The organism is Paenibacillus sp. J31TS4 (assembly GCF_018403265.1).
In the GTDB taxonomy this organism is placed as follows: Bacteria; Bacillota; Bacilli; order Paenibacillales; family NBRC-103111; genus J31TS4.
This window is the reverse complement of sequence record NZ_BOSI01000001.1, coordinates 836,977-863,216: the sequence shown is the minus strand read 5'-3', so window position 1 is coordinate 863,216 and position 26,240 is coordinate 836,977. Positions and strand designations below refer to the sequence as shown.

The following is a 26,240-nucleotide window of genomic DNA, read 5'->3' as shown; positions in this document are numbered from 1 at the left end:
CTTCGTGGACGGGTTTGGCTGTACTCATCGCTGGACCACCACTCTTTTTCTTGATTGCTTGGCAAAGATTTTGCCGGGGTTCATTATGTTGTTCGGGTCGAATACGCTCTTGATGCCTTTCATTATCTCAATGCCGGCCGGACCGATCTTCCATTCGAGGAACGGAGCCTTAACGGTGCCGACTCCATGCTCGCCCGTGATCGTGCCGCCGAGTGCGATAGCAGCGTCGAAAATTTCGGCAAACGCCTCCTCGACCCGGTGGATCTCCTCGGGATTGCGGGCGTCCGTTGGACAGGTCGGGTGCAGGTTGCCGTCTCCGGCGTGGCCGAACGTACAGATGGTAACGTCGTACTTGTGCGCAATCTCGTTGATGGCGAGCACCATCTCGGCAATTTTTGACCGAGGCACGGTGGCGTCCTCGAGTATGGTCGTCGGCCGGATGCGGGCCAGTGTCGACAAAGCGCTGCGGCGGGCCGTCATCAGCTTCTCCGCTTCCTCGGCTGTCTGGGCCATGCGGACCTCATCCGCGCCTTCCTGCCGGCAGATGGCCACGATGCTGTCGATATCGCGGTCGATCAGCCCCTGGTCTCCGCCGTCCTGCTCGATCAGCAGCATCGCTTCCATGTCGAGCGGCAGGTCCAGTTTGTTGAATTCGGCGACGACGCGAATCGTGGCATTGTCCAGAAACTCGAGTGTCGCCGGAATGATCCGGTTTCCGACGATCTTAGATACGGTCCGGGCAGCCGCGTGAATGTCCCGGTACATCGCTACCATCGTCTTCTTGTATTTGGGGGCGGGGACGAGCTTCAGCACCGCCTCCGTGACGATGGCGAGCGTCCCCTCGGAGCCGACGAGCAGCTTGGTCAGGTCGTAGCCGGCCACGTCCTTGTACAGCTTGCCGCCGGTGCGAATAATCTCCCCGGAGGGAAGCACCGCCTCCAGACCGAGAACATAATCCTTGGTTGTCCCGTACTTGAGGCCGCGCAGTCCGCCGGCGCATTCCATGATGTTGCCGCCGAGCGTCGAGATCACCATGCTGCTCGGATCAGGCGGGTAGAAGAGACCGAGCTCCTCAAGGGCGAGATGGAACTGCTTGGTGTTCAGGCCGGGCTGGACGGTCGCCGTCAGGTTGTCCTGGTCGATCTCGAGCAGCTTGTTCATGCGGTTCATCACCATGACGATGCCGCCTTCGACAGGGACGGTGCCTCCGCACAGATTCGTGCCGGCGCCCCGCCCCACGATCGGAATCCGATGCTCGTTCGCCAGCTTCAGAATGGCGGCCACCTGATGCTTGTCGGCCGGATAGATAACGCCGTCTGGCAGCGCTTGCACCATGGGGGTCGCGTCATAGGAATGTGTTATCAAGGCTTCCGAATCCTCACGGTAGAATCCGTCGCCGACGATTTCGGTCAGCTTCCTGCTGAGGGATGGCTCCAGCATCGCAAATACCTCCATTGGTTGAATAGAAAATGAATAGATCAGGTCATCAGATGACTTTGGTTTCATTATAGCTTATGATAAAAGAAGTGTATATCCTTTTTCGCCCCACAGCACGGGCGGAGGAACGAGCAGGAGGAACCGAAGCGATGGACCTGGCACGCAAGCCGCAGAAGAGCTACGAATGGATCCGTGACGATCTGAAACGAAAAATAGAAGAGGGCGAGCTGGAGCCGGGACAAAGACTTCCCTCGGTCGTCGAACTGGCGGCGCGCTACGGGGTCGGCCGCTCCTCGATCCGCGAAGCGCTCAGCGCCTTGAAGGCGATGGGCTGGCTGTCGATCCGGCAGGGAGGCGGGACGTTCGTCGAGCAGGAGCTTCCCCGATCCGGGGAAGGGGCGGGCGGGGGGACCGGCCGGGAGGGCCTCTCCGCCTTCTTCGCCGACGCCGATTCGCTGCGCGAAATGATGGAGGTGCGCAAGGTGCTGGAGTCTGGCTGCGCGTCGCTCGCCGCGCTTCACCGGACCGAGGAGGATGCGGCGGAGCTCGATGCCATCGTCCGCAGCATGGCGGCTTCTGCCGGCGACGAGAAGCAGGAGAAACAGCTCGACATCCGGTTTCATTTGCAGATTGCGCGCGCTTCCCGCAATACGCTGCTGCTGCAAATGATGGAATCGCTCACCGAGCGGTTCGAGCAGACGATCAAGGAAACCCGTCAGCTTTGGTTCTACGGGGAACGGGCCACCGCCGATCGGCTGCTGGAGGAGCACGCGAGTATAGCCGCCGCCATCCGCGCGGGGGACGGACAGCAGGCGGCCCTTCTCATGCAGCGCCACCTCGGCAAGGTGGAGCAGGTGCTGTCCCGTCTCTTTTGAAGTCAGCAAGGGCGCGTCTTATCTTCAGGTGATAGACTCAGGCGAGCTAGAGTCGGCTTTATCCCCGTCGCTCGCTATCTATGACGCTGACTCTAACCATGACAAGCGCTCTTATGAGGATAGCTAGCTATATTTAATAAGGAAGCTTTCTATAGTCAGGCAGCGATCGGTTCCTTACGATGCGCGCCGTCCGCCATGCCGCACGAGGCATGGCTGTTTTTGTTGGAACAATGCAGCTCCCTCGGCCCGTCCGAAACCGAAGGACATGTTCCTGACGGGCCAAGCATACAATGAAGCAGACGGAACGAGAGTCAGTCAGGCCAGTCTATGAGCCGGGAGGAACCGATGAGAAAGGCATTGCTGATACTATGCGCACTGCCGCTGCTGCTGGGAGGGTGGCTCGCCGCCCCGGGACAGGCGGGGGCGGCCAAGCCGGCCGTCACCACGAACGCGGAGGCTTCCGCGTTGATCGACGTACAGTCGGGGAGGCTGCTCTATGAGAAGCAGCCGGACAAACAGATGAAGATCGCCAGCCTGACCAAAATCATGACGGCGATCGTCGCCATCGAGGAGGGGAAGCTGTCCGACCGGGTGACCGTCAGCAAGGCGGCGTTCGGCAAGGAAGGCTCCTCCATTTATTTGAAGCTGGGCGAGCAGATGAGCCTGCACGATTTGCTGTACGGCATGATGCTCCGCTCGGGGAACGACGCGGCGACCGCCATCGCCGAGCATGTCGGAGGCTCGGTCGAGGGCTTCGCGTTTCTGATGAACCAGAAGGCGCAGGAGATCGGCATGCGGAACAGCCAGTTCAAGAATCCACACGGTCTCGACGAGGCAGGCCATTATTCCACCGCGCGGGATATGGCTCTGCTCACCGCCTATGCGCTGCGCAACCCGGTCTTCCAGGAGATCGTGAAAACCGAGATGAAAAAGGTGGCCCGGCCGGAAGAGAAGTGGGATGCCGTCTGGCGCAACAAAAACAAGATGCTGTATTTGTATCCGGGCGCGGACGGCGTCAAAACCGGATACACCAAAACGGCAGGGCGCTGTCTCGTCTCGTCGGCGACCAAAAACGGCCAGCAGCTGGCGGTCGTCACCCTGTCCGATCCCGATGACTGGGCGGATCACAAGCGGCTGTTCGACTACGGCTTCGAGCATTACCCTTTGGCCACGGTCATCAAGCAGGGAGACAAGGCGGCCGACGGCATCTTGTTCGGCCGCAGCTTCCGCTACCCCCTGCTGGAGGGAGAGGAGAAGCAGCTGACCGAGCAGCTGGTGCTCGAGAAGCCCGAGTCCGCCGCCTACCGGCTGGGGGACCGGGGCAGGGTGGAGCTGTCGCTGGACGGCCGCTTGATCGGCTCGGTGCCGCTCTATTCGGAAGGCAGCACGCGCATACGGCAGGAGGATGATGCCGCGTTCCGGTTCAAGCCGACGGAGGCGCCGGCCAAGCGAAGCTTTCTGCAGACCGCTGGCTCGGTGCTGCGCGCCTTGTTTGCAGGGGGCGCCACGATCCGGTAACCGTGCGCAGGGGACACGAAGGGAAAGGGGAGACGCGGGATGGTGAATTGGATCTGGCTGTTTTTTCTCGTAAGCGGGATCGTGACCGCCGCCGTGCAGGGGAATATGGATGCCGTTACACAAGCGGTCTTCGACGGGGCCAAGTCTGGCGTGACCATCTGCTTCGGTCTCATCAGCATCCTGGTCTTCTGGCTCGGCATGATGCGGATCGCCGAGGATGCCGGTCTGCTCAAGGCGCTCGCGAAGCTGCTGCGGCCCGTCGTCCGCTTCCTGTTCCCGAGCGTACCGGCGGATCATCCGGCGATGGGCTACATTATGTCGAACATGAGCGCCAACCTGCTTGGCCTCGGCAATGCGGCGACGCCGATGGGAATCAAGGCGATGCAGGAGCTGCAGAAGCTGAACCCGAATCCTTCGGCCGCCACGCCCGCCATGTGTACGCTGCTGGCGTTGAATACGTCCAGCATCACGCTTATACCGACGACGCTGATTGCCATACGGATCAGCGCCCAGTCCGCCAATCCCGCGGAGATCGTCGGCACGACGCTGCTGGCGACGGCCGTGGCGACCGCGGCCGCCATCCTGGCGGACCGCTGGTACCGCTCGCGCCTGCCCGCCATGCCCGACCGGAAGGGGTGACGCTCGTTGTACGAATTCGTCTCGCTGCTGTCGGCTTGGTCGATTCCGGCGCTGCTCGTCTTTATCCCGCTTTACGCAGCTTCCCGCAGAGTACCTGTCTACGAATCGTTCGTAGAAGGCGCCAAGGACGGCTTCCAGACGGCGGTCTCCATTATCCCCCAGCTGGTTGGGATGATGGTGGCGATCACCGTCTTCCGGGCATCGGGCGCCATGGAGCTGCTAATCGGCCTGCTGCGGCCGCTGCTGGATCTCGTAGGCGTTCCCGGCGAAGTGCTGCCGCTCGCCTTTCTCCGGCCGCTTACAGGTTCGGGATCGCTCGCCTACACCGCCGACCTCATTCAGACTTATGGGCCCGATTCGATGATCGGCCGGATCGCCTCGACCATTCAGGGCAGCACCGATACGACGCTCTACGTCCTCACGGTTTACTTCGGCGCCGTCGGCATCCGCAAGGCCGGCTACGCGCTCAAGGTAGGGTTGTTCTCCGACATTATCGGCTTCGTCGCGTCGATCGTCATTTGTGCGCTTGTTTTCGGCGCTTGACGGGAGCGGGACATGCTGGTCGGCAACATGGGCCGACGCAACCGAATATACGACTGGAACTGGCTTTTCCCCCGCCGCCCGGACGCATCCGTCCGGGCGGCGGTTTGTCTGTTCAGTCGCCTGGAACGGCCGTTCGAGAGCCGTCGCTTGTGCTTTGTACCCGAGATGGGTATCATTAGCATGAGGTGAACCTAATACATGGAACGATTGCAGAAAATTCTGGCACAAGCGGGTGTCGCTTCCCGCAGAAAGAGCGAAGAGTATATTACGTCCGGACGAGTGGAAGTGAACGGGGTGACGGTCAAGGACCTCGGCGCCAAAGCGGATCCGGCGAATGACGAGATAAAGGTGGACGGGCGGGCCATCGGCCGCGAGGCGAAGGTCTATTTGCTGTTCCACAAGCCGAAGGGCGTCATCTCAAGCGTCAAGGATCCGAAAGGGCGCAAAGTGGTGACCGATTTTCTGAAGCAGGTAAAGGAGAGAGTCTACCCGGTCGGCCGGCTCGATTACGATACGGAAGGACTGCTGATTCTGACGAACGACGGAGAATTCGCGAACCTGCTCACCCACCCGAAGTACCATGTTCCGCGGACCTATCATGCCACGGTGAAGGGTGTGCCCCACGGCAGCGTGCTCGAGAGGCTGTCGTCCGGCATCGAGTTGGAAGACGGGATGACCGCTCCGGCGGAGGTCGACTATCACGACGTCAATCCGGAAAAGAACGAGACAGTCGTTTCCCTGACGATCTACGAAGGCCGCAACCGGCAGGTGCGCCGCATGATGGAGGCCGTCAAGTATCCGGTTACCCGGCTTAAGCGGATTCAGTTCGGCCCGCTCCATCTGTCGGGGCTGCCGCGAGGCAAATACCGGCCGCTGACGAAGCAGGAGATCAAGGAGCTGACCGACGCGGCCATGGAGACGAACCGGGAGACACACAATGTTCAAAATCCCCGATAAACCGCGCACGGTTCCTTCGTTATAATCAAAGTGACTGTGACGATTCTCATTAACCAGGCTAGAAGGTGATCCAGATGGGAAGAAATAGAAAGTGGATACAAATCTGCATTCTGCTCGCTGTTGTCATCCTCGGTGGCTGGACGATTGCTAGCAGCGTGCTCGACAAGACAGAGATTCCAAAGGTCGGCTCCAAAGCCCCGGAGTTTACTCTGACTGGTCTCGACGGCAAAACGCACCAGCTATCCGATTATAAAGGCAAGACGGTAGTCGTCAACTTCTGGGCGACGTACTGCCCGCCCTGCCGGGAGGAAATGCCGGATATCCAGAAGCAAGCGGCCAAGTGGGCGGACAAGGATGTGGTCGTTCTCGGCGTGAACGTGGCGGAGAGCAAGGTAACCGCCAAAAACTTCGTAGACCAGCTCGGCGTGACGTTCCCGATCCTGCTTGACAGCAAAGACAAAATCCGCCGCGAATACGGCGTCCTGAACTACCCGACAACCGTCTTCGTGAAGCCCGACGGCAAGATCGCCGTCATCAAGGAAGGGCTCATGGACGAAGCTTATCTGGACCGGACGATCGCTTCCGTCGCTGCGGCAGGCAACGGCAACAAGTAGCTTCGGAGGTGGCAAGACAATTGATTTTCGAGAACACGAAATGCGAGTGCGGCCACCAGAACCCGGTAGGAACCGTACTGTGCGAATCCTGCGGCAAGCCGCTGGAGAACACGGAATCGAGCGAACCGCTGGAGATGCGGTATGACGGAGCGGCGAGACGTTCGCAAAAGGCGAACCCGTCGCTTCTTGACAAGGTTTGGAACTTTTTCTCCTCTGTCAAGATTGCCGTCTACCTCATCTTCTTCACGCTGCTCGCCTCCAGTCTCGGCACCATCTTTCCGCAGGAATCGACTTTTTTGAACATGGACCCGTCTACCTTCTATAAGGCAGAATACGGGACACTGGGCGAAATCTATTACAAGCTGGGGCTGTCCCACACGTATGAATCGTGGTGGTTCATCCTGCTGCTGTTCATGATCGGCACCTCGCTGGTTATCTGCAGCCTGGACCGGGTGCTGCCTCTCTACAAGGCGCTGAGCAAGCAGCAGATCCGCAAGCATCTGAGCTTCATCAATCGGCAGCGGGCGGGTCTCATCCAGACGATGCCGTTCTCGGAGGAGGACGGTGAGGCGCAGGAATGGGTGAACAAGCTGGGCAAACAGCTGCGCAAGCAGCGGTTTCGCGTCCATACCGAGGGAGCAGCGCTGCTGGCGGAGAAGAACCGGTTCAGCCGCTGGGGTCCTTACATTCTACATATCGGACTGATCATCTTTCTGCTCGCGGTCGTCATGCGGAGCATTCCGGGTTGGCATATGGACAAGCATATGGGCTTCCTGGAAGGTGTTCCGGTCAAAATTCCGGATACGTCTTACTACTTGAAGAATGAGCAGTTTACGGTTGACTACTACAAGCCGGAGGAAATGTCCGAGGAATTCCGGGAGAAGAACCGTTCGGTCGCCAAGCTGTACGAAACTCAAGCGGTGCTGTACCGGTGCACCGACCGCTGCGACGACGACGATCCCGTTCTGGAGGAGGTCCACCGGCAAAAGATCGAGGTCAACAAGCCGCTTGATTACAAAGGGCTGCTCGCGTACCAGTTCGACTTTCAAGAAACGCCCACGATCCTGTCGATGGACCCGAAAGTACGTAACCTGAAGACCGGAGAGGCGTTCGGACCGATTCATCTGAATATGAACAATCCGGCGCAAAGCTACGACGCGGGTCCCTATCATCTGGAGCTGAAGGGCTACTTCAAAGACTTCGGAATGGACGACAAAGGACAGCCGATTACCCAGTCCAATTCGCCCAACGCTCCGGCCTTCATCTTTCAGGTCACCGGCCCCGATCTTCCTGCCCAAGGGAGCGTCTTTATGTATTTTCCCCGTCAGATCGACCAGCAGAACTTTCGCCAGGACGCGATCAACGGGGAACTCGCTAAGACGCTCGCCATCTCCGTCGATTCGATGGACGATGTTCAGATCGCCGCGTATACGAGCTATTTGAACATCCGCATGGACCGCGCGATGCCCTTTATCTGGGTCGGCTCCGCGATCGGGATGATCGGGCTTGTCATGACGTTCTATTGGCAGCATCGCCGGATTTGGCTGCGCCTCGACGGGCGCGAGCTGTCGCTCGGGGCTCATACCAACAAGAACTGGTACGGGCTGCGCCGAGAAATTGCGACGTCTCTGACCAAGATCGGGATGCCGATAGAACAGAAGGCATTAGATAAGGGAGGAACGAACGGATGAGCTTCATCGACAAGATCAGCTCGGCCAGCAGCAGCTACCTGTTGGTCGCATTCCTATTATACTGCCTCGCGTTCATCTTGTTTGTCGTCTCCATCACCGGCAAACGAATGGGAGGCAAATCGCCGGAGGCGGTGTCCCGCCGCTTTGGCTCGGCAGGTTTCATAATGACCGTCGTCGGCTTTGCGGCGCATCTGCTGTTCTTCTTTACGAGATGGTACGCCAGCGGGCATATCCCGACGAGCAACATGTACGAATTCATGACGTTTCTTGGCATGATGATCATTCTTGCTTTCATCATTGTCTACCTGATCTACCGGCTGCCGGTACTGGGCGTCTTCGCCCTACCTGTGGGCTTCATCGTGCTCGCCTACGCCTCGGTCTTCCCGAGCGAGATGCAGCCGCTCATTCCGGCACTGCAGAGCTATTGGCTCAAAATTCACGTGACGACGGCGGCTGCGGGAGAAGCGTTCTTTGGCGTCGGCTTCGCGGCCGGCCTGATGCACCTCGCGCGGACAATCCGCTACAAGGGAGACAATCCGTCTCCCGTCTGGGAGCGGCGCGCATTCGAATGGACGATCGTGTTCATCCTGCTGATCGTCGCATTCATCGGCTCCGTGTTCAGCTTCAACGCGGCGGGGTACAAAGCGACGTTCGTCAAGGAAGTGACCGTCTCGGATACGGCGGGCCAGCCTCAGGTGCTGAAGCAGGATGAGACCTACGTGCTGCCGCCGATCGTGCAGCCAAGCGGCTCCCAGATGGTCGAGATGAAGCCGTTCCTCGGCATGACGAAGCCGCTGTTCGAGGCTCCATCCTGGATGGAAGGCAAGAACGCCGGACGTCAGCTGAACACCGTGATTTGGTCGGTTATTTTCGGCGCCCTGCTGTACGGCATCCTGCGCCTCCTGGCCCGCAAGCCGCTCGGCGCGGTGCTGAACCCGGCGGTCCAGGGACTGGACCCCGAGGATCTCGACGAGGTGGGCTACCGGGCCATCGCCATCGGCTACCCGATCTTTACGCTCGGCGCGCTGATCTTCGCGATGATCTGGGCGCATGAAGCGTGGGGCCGGTTCTGGGGCTGGGACCCGAAGGAAGTTTGGGCGTTCATCACCTGGCTGTTCTATGCGGTTTACTTGCATTTGCGGCTGTCGAGAGGGTGGCAGGGCAAGAAGTCTTCCTGGCTGTCCGTAATCGGCTTTATCGTGGTTATGTTCACATTGATCGGTGTCAACCTTCTCATTGCGGGACTTCACTCGTACGCCGGTGTATAATGATGGAAGATAAGTAGCCGTCGGCTACATGGAGATTAGAGAGAGAAGGAGGGACTTCCAGTGACGGATACGAACGCACGCATTCTGGTTGTGGACGACGAAGAGCGGATTCGCCGCTTGCTCCGGATGTATCTGGAGAAAGAAGGGTACGAAATCGAGGAAGCGGAGAACGGGGAGATGGCGCTGCAAAAGGCGACAGCCCAGGACTTCGATCTCATTCTGCTGGATCTGATGCTGCCGGGCATGGACGGGATCGAGGTCTGCACGCGACTGCGCCAGTCCAAGGCAACCCCGGTCATCATGCTGACTGCCAAAGGGGAGGAAGCGAATCGGGTTCAGGGCTTTGAAGTCGGCGCCGACGACTATGTCGTCAAGCCGTTCAGCCCCCGCGAGGTGATCTATCGGGTGAAGGCCATCCTGCGGCGTTCGTCCGCAACGGCCTACCTGTCAAAGGAATCGAATTCGAGCAATAATATCGTATTCCCGCATTTGATCATCGAGCATGACGCGCACCGCGTGACTGCCGGCGGACAAGAGGTGACGCTGACGCCTAAGGAATACGAACTGCTGCATTACCTCGCCGTCTCGCCAGACAAGGTGTTCTCGCGTGAGGAGCTGCTCAAGGATGTTTGGAACTACGAGTTTTTTGGCGATTTGCGGACGGTGGATACGCACGTGAAGCGGCTTCGGGAAAAATTGAACAAGGTATCCGCGGAAGCGGCGTCCATGATCACAACGGTGTGGGGCGTCGGCTATAAGCTCGAGGTGCCCAAATAGTGTATATTTTTCGAACAGTTGTTGGCAAGCTTTGGATGACGATCATCGGTCTCGTGGCCGTCGTTTTGCTCATCCTTGGCTTGTTTCTTTTTCAATACATCGATACCAGCTTCCCGAACGCCAACAACCAGGCGCGGATTTTGAACCGCCTGGCCGACAAAGTCGCCGAAGAAGCCGTTCTTCATCTGAATGAAAAGCAGTATTTCGATTCGATTAAAGAAATTCTAGAGGCGCAGGACGCCGGCCTGCGCATCGTAACCAAGAACGAGTACGGCCAGGGGCTCCCGCTTTTCACAGACGGTCAACAGCAGATCAAGGTTGAGGATGTGCTGAACCAAGGCGAGATGAACCAGGCGTTCAGCGGCCAGCGGGTTAACGAGAAGTATGCCAAATCTCGGCTTTCCTGGTCGGTGGATTACCTGGTGCTGGCCGTGCCGCTGAGCGAACAGGGCAGGCAGGTCGACCATGTGCTCGTGCTGTACCAATCGATGAAGTCGGTGGAGGACACGCAGCTGTTCGTCAAGAAGCTGTTCGCCTCCGTCTCGATGATGGGCTTTCTGCTCACGACCTTCTTCGCGTTTTTCCTCATTACCCGAATAACCAGGCCGCTTATGGGGCTCAAGAAAGCGGCGGATTCCATCACGCAGGGGCAGTACGACCGCCGGGTGCCGGTCGTTACGTCGGACGAAATCGGCGAACTGACCCAGACGTTTAACCTGATGGCCGGGCAGCTTGAGCAGACGATCCACGATTTGAACAACGAGAAGCAGAATCTCGGAAGCGTGCTGCACAGCATGCACGACGCCGTCCTGTCCTTCGATACCGAAGGCTCGGTCATCTTCACCAACACGCATGGCGAGGAGCTGCTCGACAAGTGGAACGGCATCGAATGGGAGGACGGCAAGTCGCCGGCCGCCGCCGCTCCCGTCTCGCCGGGAACAGCACTCGGAGGCATTCCCGATCCGCTCGTGGAGCTGTATGAGCAGGTGCTGCGTGAGACGAGAGGGGCGAGCACGAGGATTCATGTGCAAAAAGACGTGTGGTCCGTCGTGATGGCTCCCCTCTGGGCAGGCGATCAGGTGCGGGGCGTCGTGGCCGTGCTCCGGGACGTCACTGAGGAGGTCAAGCTGGAGAAGATGCGCAAGGACTTCGTGGCGAACGTCTCGCATGAGCTGCGGACGCCTCTGTCCATGCTGCAGGGCTACAGCGAGGCACTGCTCGATGATATCGTCAGCTCGCCGGAAGAGCGGCAGGAGCTGGTGCAGGTCATCCACGACGAATCGCTTCGGATGGGCCGGCTCGTCAAGGATCTGCTCGATTTGGCCCGGATGGAAGCCGGCCACATGGAGATGACCTTCCGCGAGTTGGATCTCTCGTCCATGCTGAAGCGGGTCTTCCGGAAATTCTCGGTGCTGTGCAAGGACCGGGGGCTTGAGCTTGAGATGCAGCCATGCGGGGAGGACGTCGTGCTGCAAGCGGCTGACGAAGACCGGCTGGAGCAGGTGCTGACGAATTTGCTCGACAACGCCATCCGCCATACGTCGGCGGGAGGCAAGCTGTTCATCCGGTGCAGCATGGCCGAGGGAGCGAAGATCCCTTCCGTCAAGCTGGAGATTCAGGACCAGGGCGAGGGCATTCCGCCGGAGGCGCTGCCGTACATCTTCGAGCGGTTCTACAAGGCCGACAAAGCGAGGACAAGAGGGAACCAGACCGGAACCGGTCTCGGGCTTGCGATCGTCAAGAACATCATCGATGCCCATCATGGCTCGATTACCGCTCGAAGCGCGCTGGGCGAAGGAACGACTTTCACCATTTTGCTTCCGTTGTATGCTCCCAAGGCAGACGGGAACAAGCGCTAGTAGGGCAATGGAAAACGAACGGGCATACGGAACAGGCTTTCCCCGCTGCGGCGGAGGGAAGCCTGTTTGGCGTTTGCGGCACGTGACGTGCAAGGCGCAGCGAGGAGGGACGACACAGTCGGCGAACCGTGGAGGCTTCCGTCGGCTGCCGGGGCTGTCTGCGGAATCTCCCACGAAAAAAAGGGCCGTTCGTCGAACGGCCCTGTCAGGGTTTGCTGGCTAATCTTGTTGGTCGTGAAACATCCCGGCGTCCTAACAGAAGGAGAGAGGGCCACGATCACGATAGCCCATTCCTTAAACACCGAGCTTTCCCGCTCCTCCGGGAAACGTCTCACGGTTCGAATCCGTTAGGCGAGGGTAATCTGGCGGGCCTTCATGATCTCGGGCTGCGACGCCAGCTGGACAAGCACGTCGCCGGTAGCTTCCTTGTCGATGGCGAGCACCATGATCGCGGCGCCGCCCGCTTCGGTCCGGCCGACCTGCATGGATGCGATGTTGACGTCGTTCGTGCCGAGGAGCGTCCCGACACGGCCGATCATGCCCGGCTTGTCGTTATGCGAGATAAGAATCATGAAGCCTTCCGGCACGGCGTCGACCGTATACTGATCGATCTTGACGATCCGCTCTCCGTAGCCTTCGAGCAGCGTGCCTGCGATCGTGCGGGTTTCTTTGCTCGTCTGGAGTGTTACGGTAATGAGATCTTTGAAGCTCTCCGAAGTGGTCGTCTTCTGCACGACGATCTCGATGTCCCGCAGCTTGGCCATATGCATGGCGTTGACGATATTCACTTCGCTGCCGAGATGGTTGGACAAGAGACCCTTGACCAGGTACCGGTTGAGCGGATTCGTATCGATGTCACCCAATTCCCCGGAGTAGGAGATAGTCAGCTTTTTGGCCGGCCCTTCGGTAATCTGGCCGACGAAGCGGCCCAGCTTGTCGCCGAGCTTGAAGTAAGGCTGCAGCTTGCTCAGGACGACCGGCGGCACCGGCGGCATGTTGACGGCGTTTTTGAACGGCTCGTCGCGCAAAATGTGGATGAGCTCGGCGGAGACGTCGATTGCTACGTTTTCCTGGGCTTCGACGGTCGAGGCGCCAAGGTGCGGCGTGACGATGATTTTGGGATGGTTCAGGAACGGATGCTCCGGAGCCGGCGGTTCCTCGACGAATACGTCGAATGCGGCGCCCGCGACGATGCCTGCGTCGATCGCTTCGACCAGCGCCTGCTCGTTGATGATGCCTCCGCGGGCACAGTTGATGATCCGGATCCCGGGTCTCATCTTCTGGAATTGCGGGCGGTCGAGCAGGTTGCGCGTTTCGTTCGTGAGCGGCGTGTGGACGGTGATAAAATCAGCCTGCTCCGCGATCTCGTCCACGGTGCCGAGCTTAACGCCGAGTTTGGCGGCTCTTTCTTGGGTCAGGAACGGGTCGAAGCCGATGACTTCCATCCCGAACACTTTGGCCCGCTTCGCGACTTCGCTGCCGATCCGGCCCATACCGAGAATGCCAAGCACTTTGTTCCGGAGTTCTACGCCGACGAACGACTTGCGGTCCCACACGCCCGAGACGGTTTTCTTGTACGCCTGCGGAATCTGGCGGGCGACCGCCATCATCATGGCGAAGGTAAGCTCGCAAGTCGCGATCGTATTGCCGTCCGGCGCATTGATGACGACGATGCCGCGGTTTGTTGCCGCCTCGAGGTCGATGTTGTCCACTCCGACGCCCGCACGGCCGATCGCCTTGAGGCGGGTTCCCGCTTCCATGACGCGTGCTGTTACTTTCGTCTGGCTGCGCACGAGAAGAGCGTCGTACTCCCCGATCACGGCGACGAGCTCATCCTCGCTCAGTCCCGTTTGCTTGACTACCTCCACATCGGGAGCTTCCTGCAACTGCCGGATCCCCAGATCGCTGATCGGGTCCGAAACCAACACCTTGAACATGCTGACTAACCTCCTAGTATAATTGAGTGAACATGGCTCCGTGAGGCCGGGCGAAACCAAAAAAACTTTCGCCTGCCTTCATACGGAAACCGTATAAAGGGACGAAAGTTCAGTTCGCGGTACCACCCTTATTCGCCGCCGGCTTGCACCGGTCGACCTCTGCGGCCGAAGAATTCGGCCTGAAACGTAACGGGTTTCCTCCGGCTGCATCTACTGGCGAAGCGTTCAATGCAGCAACTCCGGAATGCTCCACATAAGGTTGCCGCCGGTTTGCACCTGCCACCGGCTCTCTGGAGACTCTCTTATGCTTGGTTCCATCATGGCTTTTGAAGCATATCGATTTTTTCATAATGTATCACGGGCATACGGGAGTGTCAATACAAAAATAAAGACAATAGGGACAAGCGGAAGGCGGTAAGAGAGAGGGAATGGCGGCGAACGGACTTGATGAACGCGGGCAGAACAGGTATTCTTGCTCATAGACAATAGAAGGAGCGGTGAGCGATGGAGTACGAATCGATAGACCCGGCCCGCTTTCTCGAGCTGCTGGAGAGCGGCAGCCTGAAGGAGGCCGTCGTGCTAGACGTCCGGGAGCCGATCGAATGGGACTATTACCATTTGGAGGAACCGACTCTGCTGCCGATGCAGCAGATTCCGGAGAAGCTGCAGGAGCTTCCGAGAGAAAAGCCGATTTATATCCTTTGTGCCCACGGCGTGCGCAGCGAAATGGTGAGTCGGTATTTGGCGGGGAACGGCTTCCCGGAAGTGGTGAACGTGGAAGGCGGGATGGCGGCGCTGGCCGCGCTGCGGGGCTTTGCTTACGATTGATCGGGGATCCGGCCGTCCGGCCATGCAAAAGAGCCGTCTGGACAGACGGCTCTTTGCGTGGGAGCATCAGGTCCGGCTTCTACAGCCGGGAGAATAGACTAGGAGGGAATCGGAATGAAGCGCTGGAAATTCCGTAAGCCGGAGCTGCGCCGTGTAGACGTGAGCGAGCTGGACGACAGGACGCTGCTGCTCAATGTTTACCTGACGCAGCTGCTCTGCCTGCTGCTGGGCGCCTCGCTGGTCGGCTGGAAACTTGGCTGGCCCTGGACGCTGTTCGGAGCAGGAGCATCACCCATAGCCGCGGTCGGCTGGGGAGCGGGATTCGCCCTGCTGGTCGTATCGACCGATCTGTTCGTGACCCGTCTCGTACCGGAGCACGTAACGGACGATGGAGGAGTGAACGAACGTTTGTTCGCGGACCTGCCGCTTTGGCACATTGCCCTCCTCTGCGCATTCGTATCCGTCTGCGAAGAACTGCTGTTCAGGGGCGGCGTGCAGGAGGCGCTCGGCTTCGGTCCATACTGGACAAGCATCCTGTTCGCCGTCATCCACGTCCGTTATTTGCAGCATTGGCTCATGACCGGCCTTGTCTTCGCGATCAGCTACGGCCTCGGCTGGCTGTATGCGGCGACCGGTACGCTTTGGACGCCGGTGATCGCTCATTTTCTCATCGACTTCATCCTGGGCTGCATCATCCGATTCGGACGCAAGGACAGCTAGACCATCAATCCCGGACAATCTGGACCAGACTGCCTCTACGGATGCTGTATGGAGGCGGGGTCCACGAATCCGTAGCCTTGCTCCTCCAGCCGGGTGAGAAGCGAATCGAGCGCTTCGGCGGTCCAGGGAAGCTCATGCATCAGGATGTTGCTGCCGGGATGCAGCTGGTCTAGCACATTTTGGATGACGAGCTGGGGCTTGTTTTTGGTGGAGGCGTCCCAATCGAGAGAGCCGTTCGACCAGTTCATGCGCAGAAGGCCGAGCTCCTCCGCCTTTTGACGGGCATACGCGTTGGAGCTGCCGAACGGGGGACGGAGGAAGACGGGCGCGTAGCCGACCACTTCCTTGACGATTGCCTGCACATCCTCCAGCTCCTTGTCGATTTCCGCGTTGGACTGTTTGGCGAGATCGTTATGGCTCCACGTATGGTTGCCGATCGTCTGGCCGCGGCGGTCAATCTCCTTGAGAAGCTCGGGATGCGCCTTCACCCGATTGCCGTTGACAAAAAAAATCGCCTTCGCCTTGTGCTTATCCAGCGCGTCGAGAATCGGCGTCAGCGTGGCAGTGTCCTTGGGGCCGTCGTCAAACGTCAGCAGCACGACCTTTTTGCTGGTTTCGGCCTCGAGCGGTACAAGGTCATAGGCATTGTTCATCTTGTATAAAGGGCGGACGCTTTGCTGTTCTCCGGCACCTGCGGTCGCCCCCGGATTCGCCGAGGTCGAGGGAGATGGGGAGGCGGATACGGCCGCAGACGGGGACGGGGAGGTGGAGGCTCCCGCCGGCGGAGGGGACGGAGTTGCGTCCGTCGTGGCCGGCCCGGCGGTTGTCCCGGCTCCGCCCGGCTGACAGGCCGCCAGAAGAGCGGTCATGACGGCCAGGGCGGCGATCGGCTTGAGCGAGCGGTTCATGACAACACCTTCCTTCTCGTTGGGATGAACTTCCTGTCCGTCCCATTGTAGCACTTTCGTAGCGGCGATCCCAACTTGCGTCCTTCCTGTTTTTTGCGCTCATACGCATGGCCTCCGGAAGCTACACTATTGCATGAAAGCCGAAACAGCACTAATCAGCCAAGGAGGGAAAAGCATGCGTTTGGGCACATTTCTTCTGGGGGGACTCGCAGGGGCGGCGGCCGTCGTCTATCTGAACCGGCGCGGCTCCATGCTTGCCGGACTCGCCAACTCGGAGGGTACGGCCGGACAGTTCCTGAACAAGGCGAAGCAGGCGGTTTCCAGCTTTCAAATGGGTGCCATGAGCAGCTCTTCCGGGAAGAGCGGGCACCAATCCCGTTCGGAGGCGAACGGCTCCAAGCACGAGAACGCCAGGCAGGCGGCTGGCCGGCAGGGTGGAAGCATGGAGCAGGTGGAGCACCTGATCGACGAGGATCCGCAGCTGAAAGCGACCGTGCAGGACATTCTCCAGCACAACCACAAGTCGGATTTCAGCCCGATCCACAAGTAAACGAACGGGCAGCACGAAACGAAATCTAGCGCCGGATCGGGAGGCGCTAGGTTTTCGTCTGCATCCGGACATCTTTTGTTTGTGGATTGGCAATAAAGTTTAAGAACATGCTATAATAGAGTAAGGATCCGCTTCACCAGAAATCCCTTGGGGACGGACGGTGAAACGCCTTTTCTTATCGGGCACCGACCCAGCACCAATTCCATTATGGTTCATATTCTGTTACTAACAGCAAGCATCCGGTCAAGCGGCCGGTCCCTGGTAACGGACGACCAGTTAAAGGGGGATCCCACATGAAGATTGAGCGATTAAGTTCGGATAAAATACGGATTTTCCTGACCTTTGACGATCTAACCGAGCGCGGGATCCAAAAAGACGATATGTGGCGCGAAATTCCCAAAGTCCACGAGCTGTTCAGCGAGATGATGGAGCAGGCTTACTCCGAGCTCGGCTTTGACGCCTCCGGTCCGCTTGCCGTGGAAGTATTCGCGCTTCCTGCACAGGGGATGGTCGTCATCGTTACCCGCGGGAAGATGAGTTCCGGTCAAACTGACGATCTCCTTGAGGATGATGAGGATGTCTATGAGATGGAAGTGACGCTCGAGCAGTGCGAGACGATCACCTATATGTTCGCCGATTTCGAAGACCTGCTGCGGATGGCCAAAGTTCTGCTCCCTCTGGTGGAGGACGGAGGCACGCTGTATTCGTACAAAGGCAAGTACGTGCTGCAGATCGACCCGGCCTGGCTGGAGGATCGGGAGAGCGCGTATCAAGCCGTCATCGCGGTATTGTCCGAATTTGGGGAAGCCACTTCGGTTACTCAAGCCGTACTCGAGGAGTACGGGAAGGTCATTATCCGGACGGATGCCGTCCAGCAATTGTGCACTCATTTTCATTGAATAGCGAGCCGTTTACGGGCGCCCCTGGCAAGGGGCGTCTTCTTTTGTAAGCTGACACGAAAAGTTAGCGCCGACAAGTTTTTGCCATGTCAATAACGGTTAAAAAGTGGTATTCTAATACTTGATGCTGTCAAGACTGGCGCTGTTAAGGGAAGCGCCGAGAACGAACATAACCGATCGATCGGAGAGGAAATTCATGACTACGGAAAATCTAAACGTTCTCACATCGACTCAGGTAGTGATTAAAGAGGCATTGACCAAATTAGGCTACCCGGATGAAATGTACGACCTGCTCAAAGAGCCTCTCCGGATGCTATCTGTCCGGATTCCGGTTAAAATGGACGATGGAAAAATAAAAGTGTTCACGGGCTATCGCGCCCAGCATAACGATGCCGTAGGTCCGACGAAGGGCGGGGTGCGTTTCCACCCCGACGTAAACGAGGACGAAGTCAAGGCGCTCTCCATCTGGATGAGCCTCAAGTGCGGCATTGTCAACCTGCCGTACGGCGGCGGCAAGGGCGGCGTCATCTGCGACCCGCGGACGATGTCGTTCGGCGAGCTCGAGCGGCTCAGCCGCGGCTATGTCCGCGGGATCAGCCAGATCGTCGGCCCGACCAAGGATATCCCGGCTCCGGACGTCATGACCAACTCGCAGATCATGGCCTGGATGATGGACGAATACAGCCGGATCCGGGAATTCGACGCGCCCGGCTTCATCACCGGCAAGCCGATCGTCCTTGGCGGTTCGCAAGGACGCGAGACGGCAACGGCCAAAGGCGTGACGATTATGATCGATCAAGCGCTGAAGAAGCGCGGCATCGCCGTCAAGGACGCCAAGGTGGCGATCCAGGGCTTCGGCAACGCGGGCAGCTACCTCGCCAAGATGATGCACGAAGCGGGCGCCAAGGTCGTCGGGATCTCGGACGTGCACGGCGCGCTGTACGACGAGAATGGACTCGATATCGAATATTTGCTGGACCGCCGGGATTCGTTCGGGACGGTGACCAAGCTGTTCAAGAATACGATCTCGAACAAGGAGCTGCTCGAGCAGCCCTGCGACATCTTGGTTCCGGCTGCGATTGAGAACCAAATTACGCAGGACAACGCGGACCGCATCCAAGCCGGCATCGTGGTAGAGGCGGCGAACGGGCCGACCACGCTGGAGGCGACCAAAATTCTGACCGAGCGCGGCATTCTGCTCGTGCCCGACGTGCTTGCAAGTGCAGGCGGCGTGGTCGTTTCGTACTTTGAATGGGTACAGAACAACCAGGGCTACTACTGGACCGAGGAAGAGGTGCATGCGAAGCTACAGGATGTCATGATCCAGGGCTTCGAGAACGTCTACTCGCTCCATCAGACGAGGAACGTCGACATGCGGCTCGCGGCCTACATGGTCGGGGTTCGCAAAATGGCGGAAGCCGCACGGTTCCGGGGCTGGATATAATGACATGGCTTTCTCTGCTGGCCGCGGCGGTAGCGCCGGGGCTGGCACTTCTTTCTTATTTCTATTTGAAGGACCGCTACGAAACGGAGCCTATTCATATGGTGCTACGCCTTTTCCTGTTCGGGGTGCTGCTCGTCTTCCCGATTATGATGGTGCAGCGGGCGCTTGTCCTTGCCTTCGGCGAGAATCCGTACGTGTTCTCGTTCGTTTACTCCGGGGGGATCGAGGAGCTGTTCAAGTGGCTCATCCTTTACCTGGTCATCTATAAGCACCTGGCGTTCGACGAGCCGTACGACGGCATCGTCTATGCGGTGGCAGTCTCGCTCGGGTTTGCGACGATGGAGAACGTGTTCTACGTCTTCCTTAATTATTCGTCGTTCCTCGACCTGATGGTGCGCGCGCTGATGCCCGTATCGGGACATGCGTTATTCGGCGTGGCGATGGGATACTATATGGGCAGCGCCAAGTTCCATCCCGCTCGCAAAAATATCTTCCTGCTCGCTTCGATTGCCACGCCGATCCTGTACCACGGGGTCTTCGACCTGATCCTGATCAAGGCCGAGACGTATTGGCTCTACTGGATGCTGCCGCTCATGCTGTTCCTGTGGGGGCGCAGCCTATGGAAGGTGCAGCACGCCAACGACAGGTCCCCGCTGCGAGGCCTCATGCTCGACGAACGGGCATGACCGGCCCGGGAGCTTGACCGAGCCGGCGGTTTGAAACGGCGTCTATCGGGCCATACTAAAGACCAATGCTTGTTATAGAAGCGGAGGCATCGAAATGGCGGACGACCGAGTGAAGGTGAGCATTGTCTGCATGCGCTGCGGCGAGCGATTCGTTCTGAAGGGCAGCCGTCAGAAGGGAAAGATCGACACCGGCTTCAAGCGCTGCTTGTGCGACAACGAGAAGGAATTCGATATCGACGTGATGGATAGCTAGCGGAATGGCCGGCTTCCAGTCGAACAAAAGCCTCGTCCTGCAGGACGAGGCTTTTGTTCGTGTAGATTGGCGGACGAACCGCGGGGGCGGAAGGAAGCGGCGGGAATGCATAATCTTTTCGCCAATAACGAAAGCTATCTCCAACTTATGAAGTAAGAGGGGGAGTAAGCTTATGTACGCTCGAGTTAGCGCCATTCTGCTGCCAATCGCCCTGGTCGGGCTGATTGGCGCCGGTGTCTGGGGATACCAGGAAAACCGGGAGAAAAATGCGGTCCTTATTAAAGCGGAAAACCAATACCAGCGGGCTTTCCACGATCTGTCCTTCCATCTGGACAAGCTGCATACCGAACTTGGCAACACGCTGGCCGTCAATTCGGCGTCCCAGGATAGCTACCGGAAAGGACTCGTCAATGTCTGGCGGATTACAAGCGAGGCACAAAACGAGATCAACCAGCTGCCGCTCACGCTGCTGCCTTTCAACAAGACGGAAGAATTCCTGGATAATATGGCGAAGTTCAGCTACCGAACCGCGGTGCGCGATCTGGGCAAGAATCCGCTCTCCCAAGACGAAGTGAAGACGCTCACCACGCTCTACGAGCGGTCCAAGGAAATTACGGGCGAGATGCGGGGCGTTCAGAACAAGATCATCGCGAACAATTTGCGCTGGATGGACGTCGAAGTTGCCATGGCCCAGGAGAACAAAACGCAGGACAATACCATCATCGACGGCTTCACGACGGTCAACCGCAAGGTAAGCGAATATTCGGAGGTCGATTGGGGGCCGTCCATGGCGACGGTGAACCAGAACAAGACGTTCAGCGCACTGGCTGGAACCGACGCGAGTCCGGATCAGGTGAAGAAGCAGGCGGCGTCGTTTCTCAAGATGGACGCGAACCAGCTAAAGGTCGTCGAGAACGGAGCCGGGACGGAAGCGAACACGTACAGCGTGACGGGCAAACGGCCTGACGGCCAGGAGGTTCACGTCGACTATACGAAGAAGGGCGGCCAGCTGATCTGGTATATGGCGCCGCGGACAGCCAAGGAGAAGAAGCTCGACGTCCGGGCCGCGCGGGACAAGGCGATGGAGTTTTTGGACCAGCACGGCTTCGGTACGATGGAGCCGGTGGCGCTGGACGAGTACGCCAACGTAGCCACCATCACCTTTGCGAACAAGAAGGACGGTGTTATCGTCTATCCGGAGAAGATGGTCGTCGAGGTAGCGATGGACAACGGCGATGTCACCTCGTTCAACTCCACAGATTATATCTTTGAGCACAACAAGGACCGCAAGTTCTCCGCGCCGGCGGTATCGGAGGAGAAGGCGCGCAAGTCGCTCAATCCGAACTTCAAGGTGGAGCGGCACCAGCTGGCGCTGATCAAGGGAGATATGGACCAGGAGGTGCTCTGCCGCGAGTTTATGGGTCGGATCAACGGAGGCCTGTACAAGATCTATCTCAACGCGGAGAACGGTACGGAAGAAAAAATTGAGAATGTTCGGCAGCAGGATGTGCAGGCGGCACGCTAGCATGGTTCCCAGAGAAGAAGCTTCGGCTTCTTCTCTTTTTTACGAAAGCATTTCTTTCCAGGCCGCCGGGGCGGGTGTATAATGAAGCGTACACTTTGCGGGAGGTGCGGCTCCTTTGCTGCCGAAGGTCAATCAAGTTCTCTACTACCAAGTTCAGTCCATAGATGATGAAGAAGCCAGGATGGAGTTCAAGTCCCGGATCGCCGATATGAGCAGCGATATGATTCATATGGAAATTCCCATCAACGAAAAGTCAGGCCGGCTCAAAAAATTGTTCCCGGGGGACGAGCTGTCGGTTTATTTCATTACCGAGGGCGGAATCAAGCATTACTTCCAGACGTCCGTGACCGGCTTCAAGGAAGACGTGGTCCGGCTTGTCACGATCCGCATGCCGAAGCCCGACTCGATCAGCAAGATTCAGCGGCGCAGCTTCCTCCGCGTGCCGGCCGACTTGGAGCTGTCGGTCCGGACGGAGGGCCATCCCTTGTTCCTGGCTGCTACGGAGGACGTGAGCGGAGGGGGGATCTCGTTTCTCTGCCCCCAAAACGCGAATCTCAAGGAGGGGGCGCGGATCAGCTGCTGGCTGCTCCTGCAATTTCGTGGAAACAAGCCCGATCATGTGCAGTTCGAAGGCGAAATCGTCCGCATTCATACGCTGGAGACCGGCAGAAAGATTGCCATGGTCAAGTTTATCGAGATCACCGAGCGGGACCGCCAGACGCTTATCCGGTTCTGCTTCGAACGGCAGCTCGAGTTTCGCAAGCAATAATCAAGGCCCTGCCCTGCCTGCGGCAGGCCTTGTTCCTTTTTGCAATGGAGGGGCCCCATGTGGTATACTTTTGGACGATAGCAGGCAAAATCGCCTGTTTTTTTATTCAGCCGGTTGTCAGCAGATTCAGGTAGGAGGCACGTTCTTTGGAAAGATTCAATGTTGCTCTTGATGGGCCGGCGGGAGCCGGTAAGAGCACGGTAGCCCGTCTCGTGGCGGGGGAGCTCGGCTTTGTCTACGTGGATACCGGTGCGATGTACCGCGCCGTCACGTGGAAGGCGATCCAAAGCGGCATCGCTCCCGACCAGGAGGACCAGGTGGCCGAGATGGCCAGGCTCATGCGTCTCGAATTGACGCCGGGGGAGGACGGCCAGCAGGTCATCGTCGACGGCGTTAACGTCACCCGGGAGATCCGGTCTCCCGAGATCAACCGATCCGTATCCCTGTACGCCCAGATTCCGGAGGTGCGCCGGCTTTTGGCGGACAAGCAGAAGCAGATGGCGGCCCGTAAGGGAGTCGTCATGGATGGACGGGACATCGGCACACAAGTTTTGCCCGATGCGGAGGTCAAGGTGTTTCTAACCGCCAGCCCGCGGGTAAGAGCGGAACGTAGGCACAAAGAGATGGATCCGCCATCCGTCACGGTGGAGGAGCTCGAACGGGAGATCGCCGCTAGAGACGAACTCGACCGGACGCGCAAAACCTCGCCGCTCATGCAAGCGGAGGACGCGGTATTGCTGGACAGCTCCGATTTGAATCTGGGTGAGGTTGTTCAGCGAGTGCTGGAGATTTGCCGCAGCCGGGTAAGCGGAGGGAAGAGCCTATGATCTACAGGATCGTCCGTTTTATCTTGCGCGTGTACTTCGGTCTGCTGTACCGCTTGGAAGTCAAGGGTTTGGAGAACATCCCGGCCGACGGCCCCGTCATTTTATGTGCGAATCATATCAGCCTGAAGGATCCGCCCGTTGTCGGTATACCGCTCGACCGGAAGGTGCATTATATGGCCAAGGAAGAGCTGTTCCGCATTCCCGGCTTCGGCTGGCTCATCAAACAGCTCGGCGCCTTCCCCGTCAAGCGCGGCGGCGTTAGCAAAGAATCCATCCGCAATGCGATTGGACTGCTGAAAAACAACCACGTGATGGGCATCTTTCCGGAGGGAACCCGTAAAAATCCCGGCGGAATGGGGAAGAAGGGCGCATCCATGCTGGCCCTCAAATCCAACGCTACCGTCATTCCGGTGGCGGTCGTCGGGGACTACACCCTGTTCCGCAAGATGAGGGTATACTACGGAAAGCCGATTGATCTTAGCCCTTATAAGGAAGGCGGCTCCGATCAATTGGAGGCGGCAACCGAAGCCATCATGCAGACGATTCGAGCGATGGTCGCGGAACATAAAAACGACCGGAAAAATTGATTGATCTGCATGGACATGGTATCTTGGAATTATAAAGTTGTGCTTACCATGCCGATTATGCCCATCCTTACATAAATGGGTTGGTAAACGAGGAGGTTATTGACAATGTCTGAAGAGTCCAAAATGCAAGAAACCACTCCTGAAACGGAGATCAATGCCGCAGGTGCGGAGTCCGCTGAGCAAGCGGATTACGCGAACGTAACGGCTCTTAAAAAGGGCGACACCGTGAAAGGCAAGATTGTCAAGGTCGACAACGACCAGGCTTTCGTGGATGTCAGCTACAAATACGACGGGATCATCCCGCTGCGCGAGCTGTCTTCCGTCGCCATCAACAATGCGTCGGACATCGTTGAGGTTGGCCAGGAAATCGAGCTGAAGGTTGTCACCATTGACGACGAGAAAGAAAAGCTCGTTCTGTCCAAGCGCGCGATCGACAGCGAGAACGCATGGGACGATCTGCAAAGCAAGATGGACAACAACGAAACGATCGAAGCTAAGGTAGCCGACGTCGTCAAAGGCGGTCTTGTCGTTGACGTGGGTCTGCGCGGCTTCATTCCGGCTTCCATGGTGGAGCGTCATTTCGTTGAGGACTTCAGCGACTACAAAGGACGTACGCTGCGCCTGAAGGTGAAGGAGCTCGACCGCGAGAAGAACAAGGTCATCCTCTCCCAGAAGGACGTACTGGACGAAGATTACGAAGCGAACAAGAAGGATATCATGAACAAGCTTGAGATCGGACAGGTGATCGAGGGTACCGTTCAGCGCCTGACTCCGTTCGGCGCATTCGTTGATATCGGCGGCATCGATGGCCTCGTGCACATCTCCGAGATGGCTTGGCATCATGTCGAGCAAGCTTCCGAAGTCGTCAAGGAAGGCGACCAGGTGAAGGTGAAGGTGCTGAAGCTCGATCCGGAGAACGAACGCATCAGCCTCAGCATCAAGGCCGCTCAGCCAGGTCCGTGGGAGCAGCTGGGCGACAAGTTCGAGATCGGAGCTATCGTACCGGGTACCGTGAAGCGTCTCGTTAGCTTCGGCGCATTCGTGGAGATCGCCCCTGGCGTAGAAGGTCTGGTTCATATTTCCCAGATCGCTCATCGTCATATCGGCACTCCGCATGAAGTGCTGGAAGAAGGCCAGGAAGTCAACGTGAAGATTCTCGACCTGAACCCGGCTGAGAAGCGCGTCAGCCTGAGCATCAAGGAAACCGAAGATGCTCCTGCCGCACCGGCCCGTCCGGAGAGAACTTCCCGCCGTGAGAAGGACAACAACCACGGCGACTATGTGGCCCAGCCGAACCAGAAGCTCAGCCAGACGCTTGGCGAGCTGTTCGGCGACAAGCTGAGCAAATTCAAGTAAGACCTTAGCGTAACAAGCGGATTCCTCCGGGAATCCGCTTTTTTTGTTGGCATGCCGGTCGGCAGGAGGAGGCAGAGCAGGCAGATTCGCATGAGACGGAGCGATGCGATCCATACTAACCGGGAACGAATGCCAGGGCAGGTGGGGAGGAAGCATGAACGCAGGATACGCATCAATCGTCGTCATGGGCATGACGCTCATTCTACTGGCCAGTGGGTGGAAGCCGCTCTTGTTCGGATCTATATCCGGACGAGGCCTTGTGGCGTTCGCGACCGGATGGATAGCACTCTCTTTCGTCCAAGTACCGATCGGAGGGTGGCCGGTGAATGGTACCCTGCTGCTGCTGGCGGGCATCTCGGTCTGGGCGGCAGCCAGGCAGAGGAAGCCGATGGACGGCGCCCAGCTGCTCGCAAGCGGGGTCATGGTCGGCCTGTTTGGCTTTCTCGTCCACTCGCTTGCCGAAGGAGCGCCGATGCTCCTGCCGAGCCCAGACGGATTTTTGACGTGCTGGCTGGCGCTTCTGATCTTCTGTCTGTACCGAAAGCCGCTCCCGCAGATCGGCGTCCTGTCGCTCGCGGTTCTGACGGAAGCCCTTCTCCATCAATACGCGAATTCGGGAGCAGCCGCGCTCGGCTACGGCGTGTGGCAGGACCGCTGGTGGGTGTATCTCGTCGTGACACGGCTGACTACGATTCTGCTGGCCGCTGCGGCGCGAATGGTCCGAGACAAAGCCGGCCGACTGGCGGCCAGGCGCAAGAAAGCGAGGGACTAGG

At 58.4% G+C, this 26,240-nt stretch carries 26 protein-coding genes and 1 other annotated feature; of the genes, 23 read left to right on the top strand and 3 right to left on the bottom strand.

Features of this window, described 5'->3' with window-relative positions; all coding sequences use genetic code 11:
• Positions 1–24: 24 nt before the first annotated feature.
• Positions 25–1,440, bottom strand: coding sequence for an FAD-binding oxidoreductase (locus KJS47_RS03905; RefSeq protein WP_213522948.1), 1,416 nt, complete (start codon positions 1,438–1,440; stop codon positions 25–27).
• A gap of 146 nt (positions 1,441–1,586) precedes the next feature.
• On the opposite strand from KJS47_RS03905, the gene KJS47_RS03900 reads away from it, so the two are divergent.
• The 10 genes from KJS47_RS03900 to KJS47_RS03855 all read left to right on the top strand — a co-directional run bounded on the left by KJS47_RS03900 (position 1,587) and on the right by KJS47_RS03855 (position 12,178).
• Positions 1,587–2,312 carry a FadR/GntR family transcriptional regulator gene (locus tag KJS47_RS03900; protein WP_213522947.1) on the top strand — a complete coding sequence of 242 codons (726 nt, stop codon included), beginning with the start codon at positions 1,587–1,589 and terminating at the stop codon, positions 2,310–2,312.
• A 345-nt stretch (positions 2,313–2,657) separates the two neighbouring features.
• Entirely contained in the window at positions 2,658–3,830 is a 1,173-nt protein-coding gene (locus KJS47_RS03895; protein ID WP_213522945.1) for a D-alanyl-D-alanine carboxypeptidase family protein, read from the top strand.
• A gap of 39 nt (positions 3,831–3,869) precedes the next feature.
• A complete protein-coding gene (locus tag KJS47_RS03890) occupies positions 3,870–4,469 on the top strand; it encodes a nucleoside recognition domain-containing protein (RefSeq protein ID WP_213522943.1) in 600 nt (199 codons plus the stop codon).
• A 6-nt stretch (positions 4,470–4,475) separates the two neighbouring features.
• Positions 4,476–5,012: a spore maturation protein gene (locus KJS47_RS03885; protein WP_213522941.1), complete on the top strand. Its 537-nt coding sequence runs from the start codon at positions 4,476–4,478 to the stop codon at positions 5,010–5,012.
• Positions 5,013–5,210: 198 nt separating this feature from the next.
• Positions 5,211–5,969 (top strand): pseudouridine synthase, encoded by a 759-nt coding sequence (locus tag KJS47_RS03880; protein WP_213522939.1) that lies wholly within the window; start codon positions 5,211–5,213, stop codon positions 5,967–5,969.
• Positions 5,970–6,043: 74 nt separating this feature from the next.
• A complete protein-coding gene (locus tag KJS47_RS03875) occupies positions 6,044–6,583 on the top strand; it encodes a redoxin domain-containing protein (protein WP_213522937.1) in 540 nt (179 codons plus the stop codon).
• A 23-nt stretch (positions 6,584–6,606) separates the two neighbouring features.
• Positions 6,607–8,274 (top strand): cytochrome c biogenesis protein ResB, encoded by a 1,668-nt coding sequence (gene resB, locus KJS47_RS03870; RefSeq protein ID WP_213524952.1) that lies wholly within the window; start codon positions 6,607–6,609, stop codon positions 8,272–8,274.
• Complete coding sequence (gene ccsA / locus KJS47_RS03865) at positions 8,271–9,542, top strand: cytochrome c biogenesis protein CcsA (RefSeq protein ID WP_283772050.1); 1,272 nt, start codon at positions 8,271–8,273, stop codon at positions 9,540–9,542. The genes resB and ccsA overlap by 4 nt, the downstream gene beginning before the upstream one ends.
• Positions 9,543–9,602: 60 nt before the next feature.
• Positions 9,603–10,319, top strand: coding sequence for a response regulator transcription factor (locus KJS47_RS03860; protein ID WP_213522935.1), 717 nt, complete (start codon positions 9,603–9,605; stop codon positions 10,317–10,319).
• Entirely contained in the window at positions 10,319–12,178 is a 1,860-nt protein-coding gene (locus KJS47_RS03855) for a sensor histidine kinase (RefSeq protein ID WP_213522933.1), read from the top strand. Before KJS47_RS03860 ends, KJS47_RS03855 begins: the two co-directional genes overlap by 1 nt.
• 347 nt (positions 12,179–12,525) lie before the next feature.
• Here KJS47_RS03855 and serA read toward each other — a convergent pair whose 3' ends face one another.
• A complete protein-coding gene (gene serA / locus KJS47_RS03850) occupies positions 12,526–14,115 on the bottom strand; it encodes a phosphoglycerate dehydrogenase (RefSeq protein WP_213522931.1) in 1,590 nt (529 codons plus the stop codon).
• Positions 14,116–14,209: 94 nt separating this feature from the next.
• Positions 14,210–14,445: a binding site (T-box leader), on the bottom strand.
• A 174-nt stretch (positions 14,446–14,619) separates the two neighbouring features.
• On the opposite strand from serA, the gene KJS47_RS03845 reads away from it, so the two are divergent.
• Positions 14,620–14,943 (top strand): rhodanese-like domain-containing protein, encoded by a 324-nt coding sequence (locus KJS47_RS03845; protein ID WP_213522929.1) that lies wholly within the window; start codon positions 14,620–14,622, stop codon positions 14,941–14,943.
• Positions 14,944–15,057: 114 nt separating this feature from the next.
• Entirely contained in the window at positions 15,058–15,663 is a 606-nt protein-coding gene (locus tag KJS47_RS03840; protein ID WP_213522928.1) for a CPBP family intramembrane glutamic endopeptidase, read from the top strand.
• Between the two features lie 35 nt (positions 15,664–15,698).
• Here the strand turns inward: KJS47_RS03840 and KJS47_RS03835 are convergent, their stop codons facing one another.
• A complete protein-coding gene (locus KJS47_RS03835; protein WP_249716090.1) occupies positions 15,699–16,571 on the bottom strand; it encodes a polysaccharide deacetylase family protein in 873 nt (290 codons plus the stop codon).
• A gap of 175 nt (positions 16,572–16,746) precedes the next feature.
• Between KJS47_RS03835 and KJS47_RS03830 the strand changes: the two genes are divergently transcribed.
• The 11 genes from KJS47_RS03830 to KJS47_RS03780 all read left to right on the top strand — a co-directional run bounded on the left by KJS47_RS03830 (position 16,747) and on the right by KJS47_RS03780 (position 26,239).
• Positions 16,747–17,121: a hypothetical protein gene (locus tag KJS47_RS03830; protein ID WP_213522926.1), complete on the top strand. Its 375-nt coding sequence runs from the start codon at positions 16,747–16,749 to the stop codon at positions 17,119–17,121.
• Between the two features lie 293 nt (positions 17,122–17,414).
• Positions 17,415–18,020 carry a genetic competence negative regulator gene (locus KJS47_RS03825; protein WP_213522924.1) on the top strand — a complete coding sequence of 202 codons (606 nt, stop codon included), beginning with the start codon at positions 17,415–17,417 and terminating at the stop codon, positions 18,018–18,020.
• Positions 18,021–18,216: 196 nt separating this feature from the next.
• On the top strand, positions 18,217–19,464 hold the full coding sequence (locus KJS47_RS03820; RefSeq protein WP_213522922.1) for a Glu/Leu/Phe/Val family dehydrogenase: 1,248 nt from the start codon (positions 18,217–18,219) through the stop codon (positions 19,462–19,464).
• Positions 19,464–20,150 (top strand): glutamic-type intramembrane protease PrsW, encoded by a 687-nt coding sequence (gene prsW, locus KJS47_RS03815; protein ID WP_213522920.1) that lies wholly within the window; start codon positions 19,464–19,466, stop codon positions 20,148–20,150. The genes KJS47_RS03820 and prsW overlap by 1 nt, the downstream gene beginning before the upstream one ends.
• Positions 20,151–20,244: 94 nt before the next feature.
• On the top strand, positions 20,245–20,403 hold the full coding sequence (locus KJS47_RS03810; RefSeq protein ID WP_213522918.1) for a hypothetical protein: 159 nt from the start codon (positions 20,245–20,247) through the stop codon (positions 20,401–20,403).
• Between the two features lie 172 nt (positions 20,404–20,575).
• Positions 20,576–21,928 (top strand): germination protein YpeB, encoded by a 1,353-nt coding sequence (gene ypeB / locus KJS47_RS03805; RefSeq protein ID WP_213522916.1) that lies wholly within the window; start codon positions 20,576–20,578, stop codon positions 21,926–21,928.
• A 115-nt stretch (positions 21,929–22,043) separates the two neighbouring features.
• Entirely contained in the window at positions 22,044–22,697 is a 654-nt protein-coding gene (locus tag KJS47_RS03800) for a flagellar brake protein (protein ID WP_213522914.1), read from the top strand.
• A gap of 146 nt (positions 22,698–22,843) precedes the next feature.
• On the top strand, positions 22,844–23,524 hold the full coding sequence (gene cmk, locus KJS47_RS03795; RefSeq protein ID WP_213522912.1) for a (d)CMP kinase: 681 nt from the start codon (positions 22,844–22,846) through the stop codon (positions 23,522–23,524).
• The gene (locus KJS47_RS03790; RefSeq protein ID WP_213522910.1) at positions 23,521–24,111 is read left to right on the top strand and encodes a lysophospholipid acyltransferase family protein; all 591 of its coding nucleotides are present in this window, start codon (positions 23,521–23,523) and stop codon (positions 24,109–24,111) included. Before cmk ends, KJS47_RS03790 begins: the two co-directional genes overlap by 4 nt.
• A gap of 105 nt (positions 24,112–24,216) precedes the next feature.
• Positions 24,217–25,467: a 30S ribosomal protein S1 gene (gene rpsA / locus KJS47_RS03785; RefSeq protein WP_213522908.1), complete on the top strand. Its 1,251-nt coding sequence runs from the start codon at positions 24,217–24,219 to the stop codon at positions 25,465–25,467.
• 154 nt (positions 25,468–25,621) lie between these two features.
• Entirely contained in the window at positions 25,622–26,239 is a 618-nt protein-coding gene (locus KJS47_RS03780) for a hypothetical protein (protein WP_213522906.1), read from the top strand.
• The last annotated feature ends 1 nt before the right edge of the window (position 26,240 follow it).

Excerpts from the sequence above, each read along its gene's own strand:
- KJS47_RS03905 (WP_213522948.1), bottom strand. The coding sequence starts at position 1,440 with ATGCTGGAGCCATCCCTCAGCAGGAAGCTGACCGAAATCGTCGGCGAC.
- KJS47_RS03900 (WP_213522947.1), top strand. The coding sequence starts at position 1,587 with ATGGACCTGGCACGCAAGCCGCAGAAGAGCTACGAATGGATCCGTGAC.
- KJS47_RS03895 (WP_213522945.1), top strand. The coding sequence starts at position 2,658 with ATGAGAAAGGCATTGCTGATACTATGCGCACTGCCGCTGCTGCTGGGA.
- KJS47_RS03890 (WP_213522943.1), top strand. The coding sequence starts at position 3,870 with ATGGTGAATTGGATCTGGCTGTTTTTTCTCGTAAGCGGGATCGTGACC.
- KJS47_RS03880 (WP_213522939.1), top strand. The coding sequence starts at position 5,211 with ATGGAACGATTGCAGAAAATTCTGGCACAAGCGGGTGTCGCTTCCCGC.
- KJS47_RS03875 (WP_213522937.1), top strand. The coding sequence starts at position 6,044 with ATGGGAAGAAATAGAAAGTGGATACAAATCTGCATTCTGCTCGCTGTT.
- ccsA (WP_283772050.1), top strand. The coding sequence starts at position 8,271 with ATGAGCTTCATCGACAAGATCAGCTCGGCCAGCAGCAGCTACCTGTTG.
- serA (WP_213522931.1), bottom strand. The coding sequence starts at position 14,115 with ATGTTCAAGGTGTTGGTTTCGGACCCGATCAGCGATCTGGGGATCCGG.
- KJS47_RS03845 (WP_213522929.1), top strand. The coding sequence starts at position 14,620 with ATGGAGTACGAATCGATAGACCCGGCCCGCTTTCTCGAGCTGCTGGAG.
- KJS47_RS03840 (WP_213522928.1), top strand. The coding sequence starts at position 15,058 with ATGAAGCGCTGGAAATTCCGTAAGCCGGAGCTGCGCCGTGTAGACGTG.
- KJS47_RS03835 (WP_249716090.1), bottom strand. The coding sequence starts at position 16,571 with ATGAACCGCTCGCTCAAGCCGATCGCCGCCCTGGCCGTCATGACCGCT.
- KJS47_RS03830 (WP_213522926.1), top strand. The coding sequence starts at position 16,747 with ATGCGTTTGGGCACATTTCTTCTGGGGGGACTCGCAGGGGCGGCGGCC.
- KJS47_RS03825 (WP_213522924.1), top strand. The coding sequence starts at position 17,415 with ATGAAGATTGAGCGATTAAGTTCGGATAAAATACGGATTTTCCTGACC.
- KJS47_RS03820 (WP_213522922.1), top strand. The coding sequence starts at position 18,217 with ATGACTACGGAAAATCTAAACGTTCTCACATCGACTCAGGTAGTGATT.
- prsW (WP_213522920.1), top strand. The coding sequence starts at position 19,464 with ATGACATGGCTTTCTCTGCTGGCCGCGGCGGTAGCGCCGGGGCTGGCA.
- KJS47_RS03810 (WP_213522918.1), top strand. The coding sequence starts at position 20,245 with ATGGCGGACGACCGAGTGAAGGTGAGCATTGTCTGCATGCGCTGCGGC.
- ypeB (WP_213522916.1), top strand. The coding sequence starts at position 20,576 with ATGTACGCTCGAGTTAGCGCCATTCTGCTGCCAATCGCCCTGGTCGGG.
- KJS47_RS03790 (WP_213522910.1), top strand. The coding sequence starts at position 23,521 with ATGATCTACAGGATCGTCCGTTTTATCTTGCGCGTGTACTTCGGTCTG.
- rpsA (WP_213522908.1), top strand. The coding sequence starts at position 24,217 with ATGTCTGAAGAGTCCAAAATGCAAGAAACCACTCCTGAAACGGAGATC.
- KJS47_RS03780 (WP_213522906.1), top strand. The coding sequence starts at position 25,622 with ATGAACGCAGGATACGCATCAATCGTCGTCATGGGCATGACGCTCATT.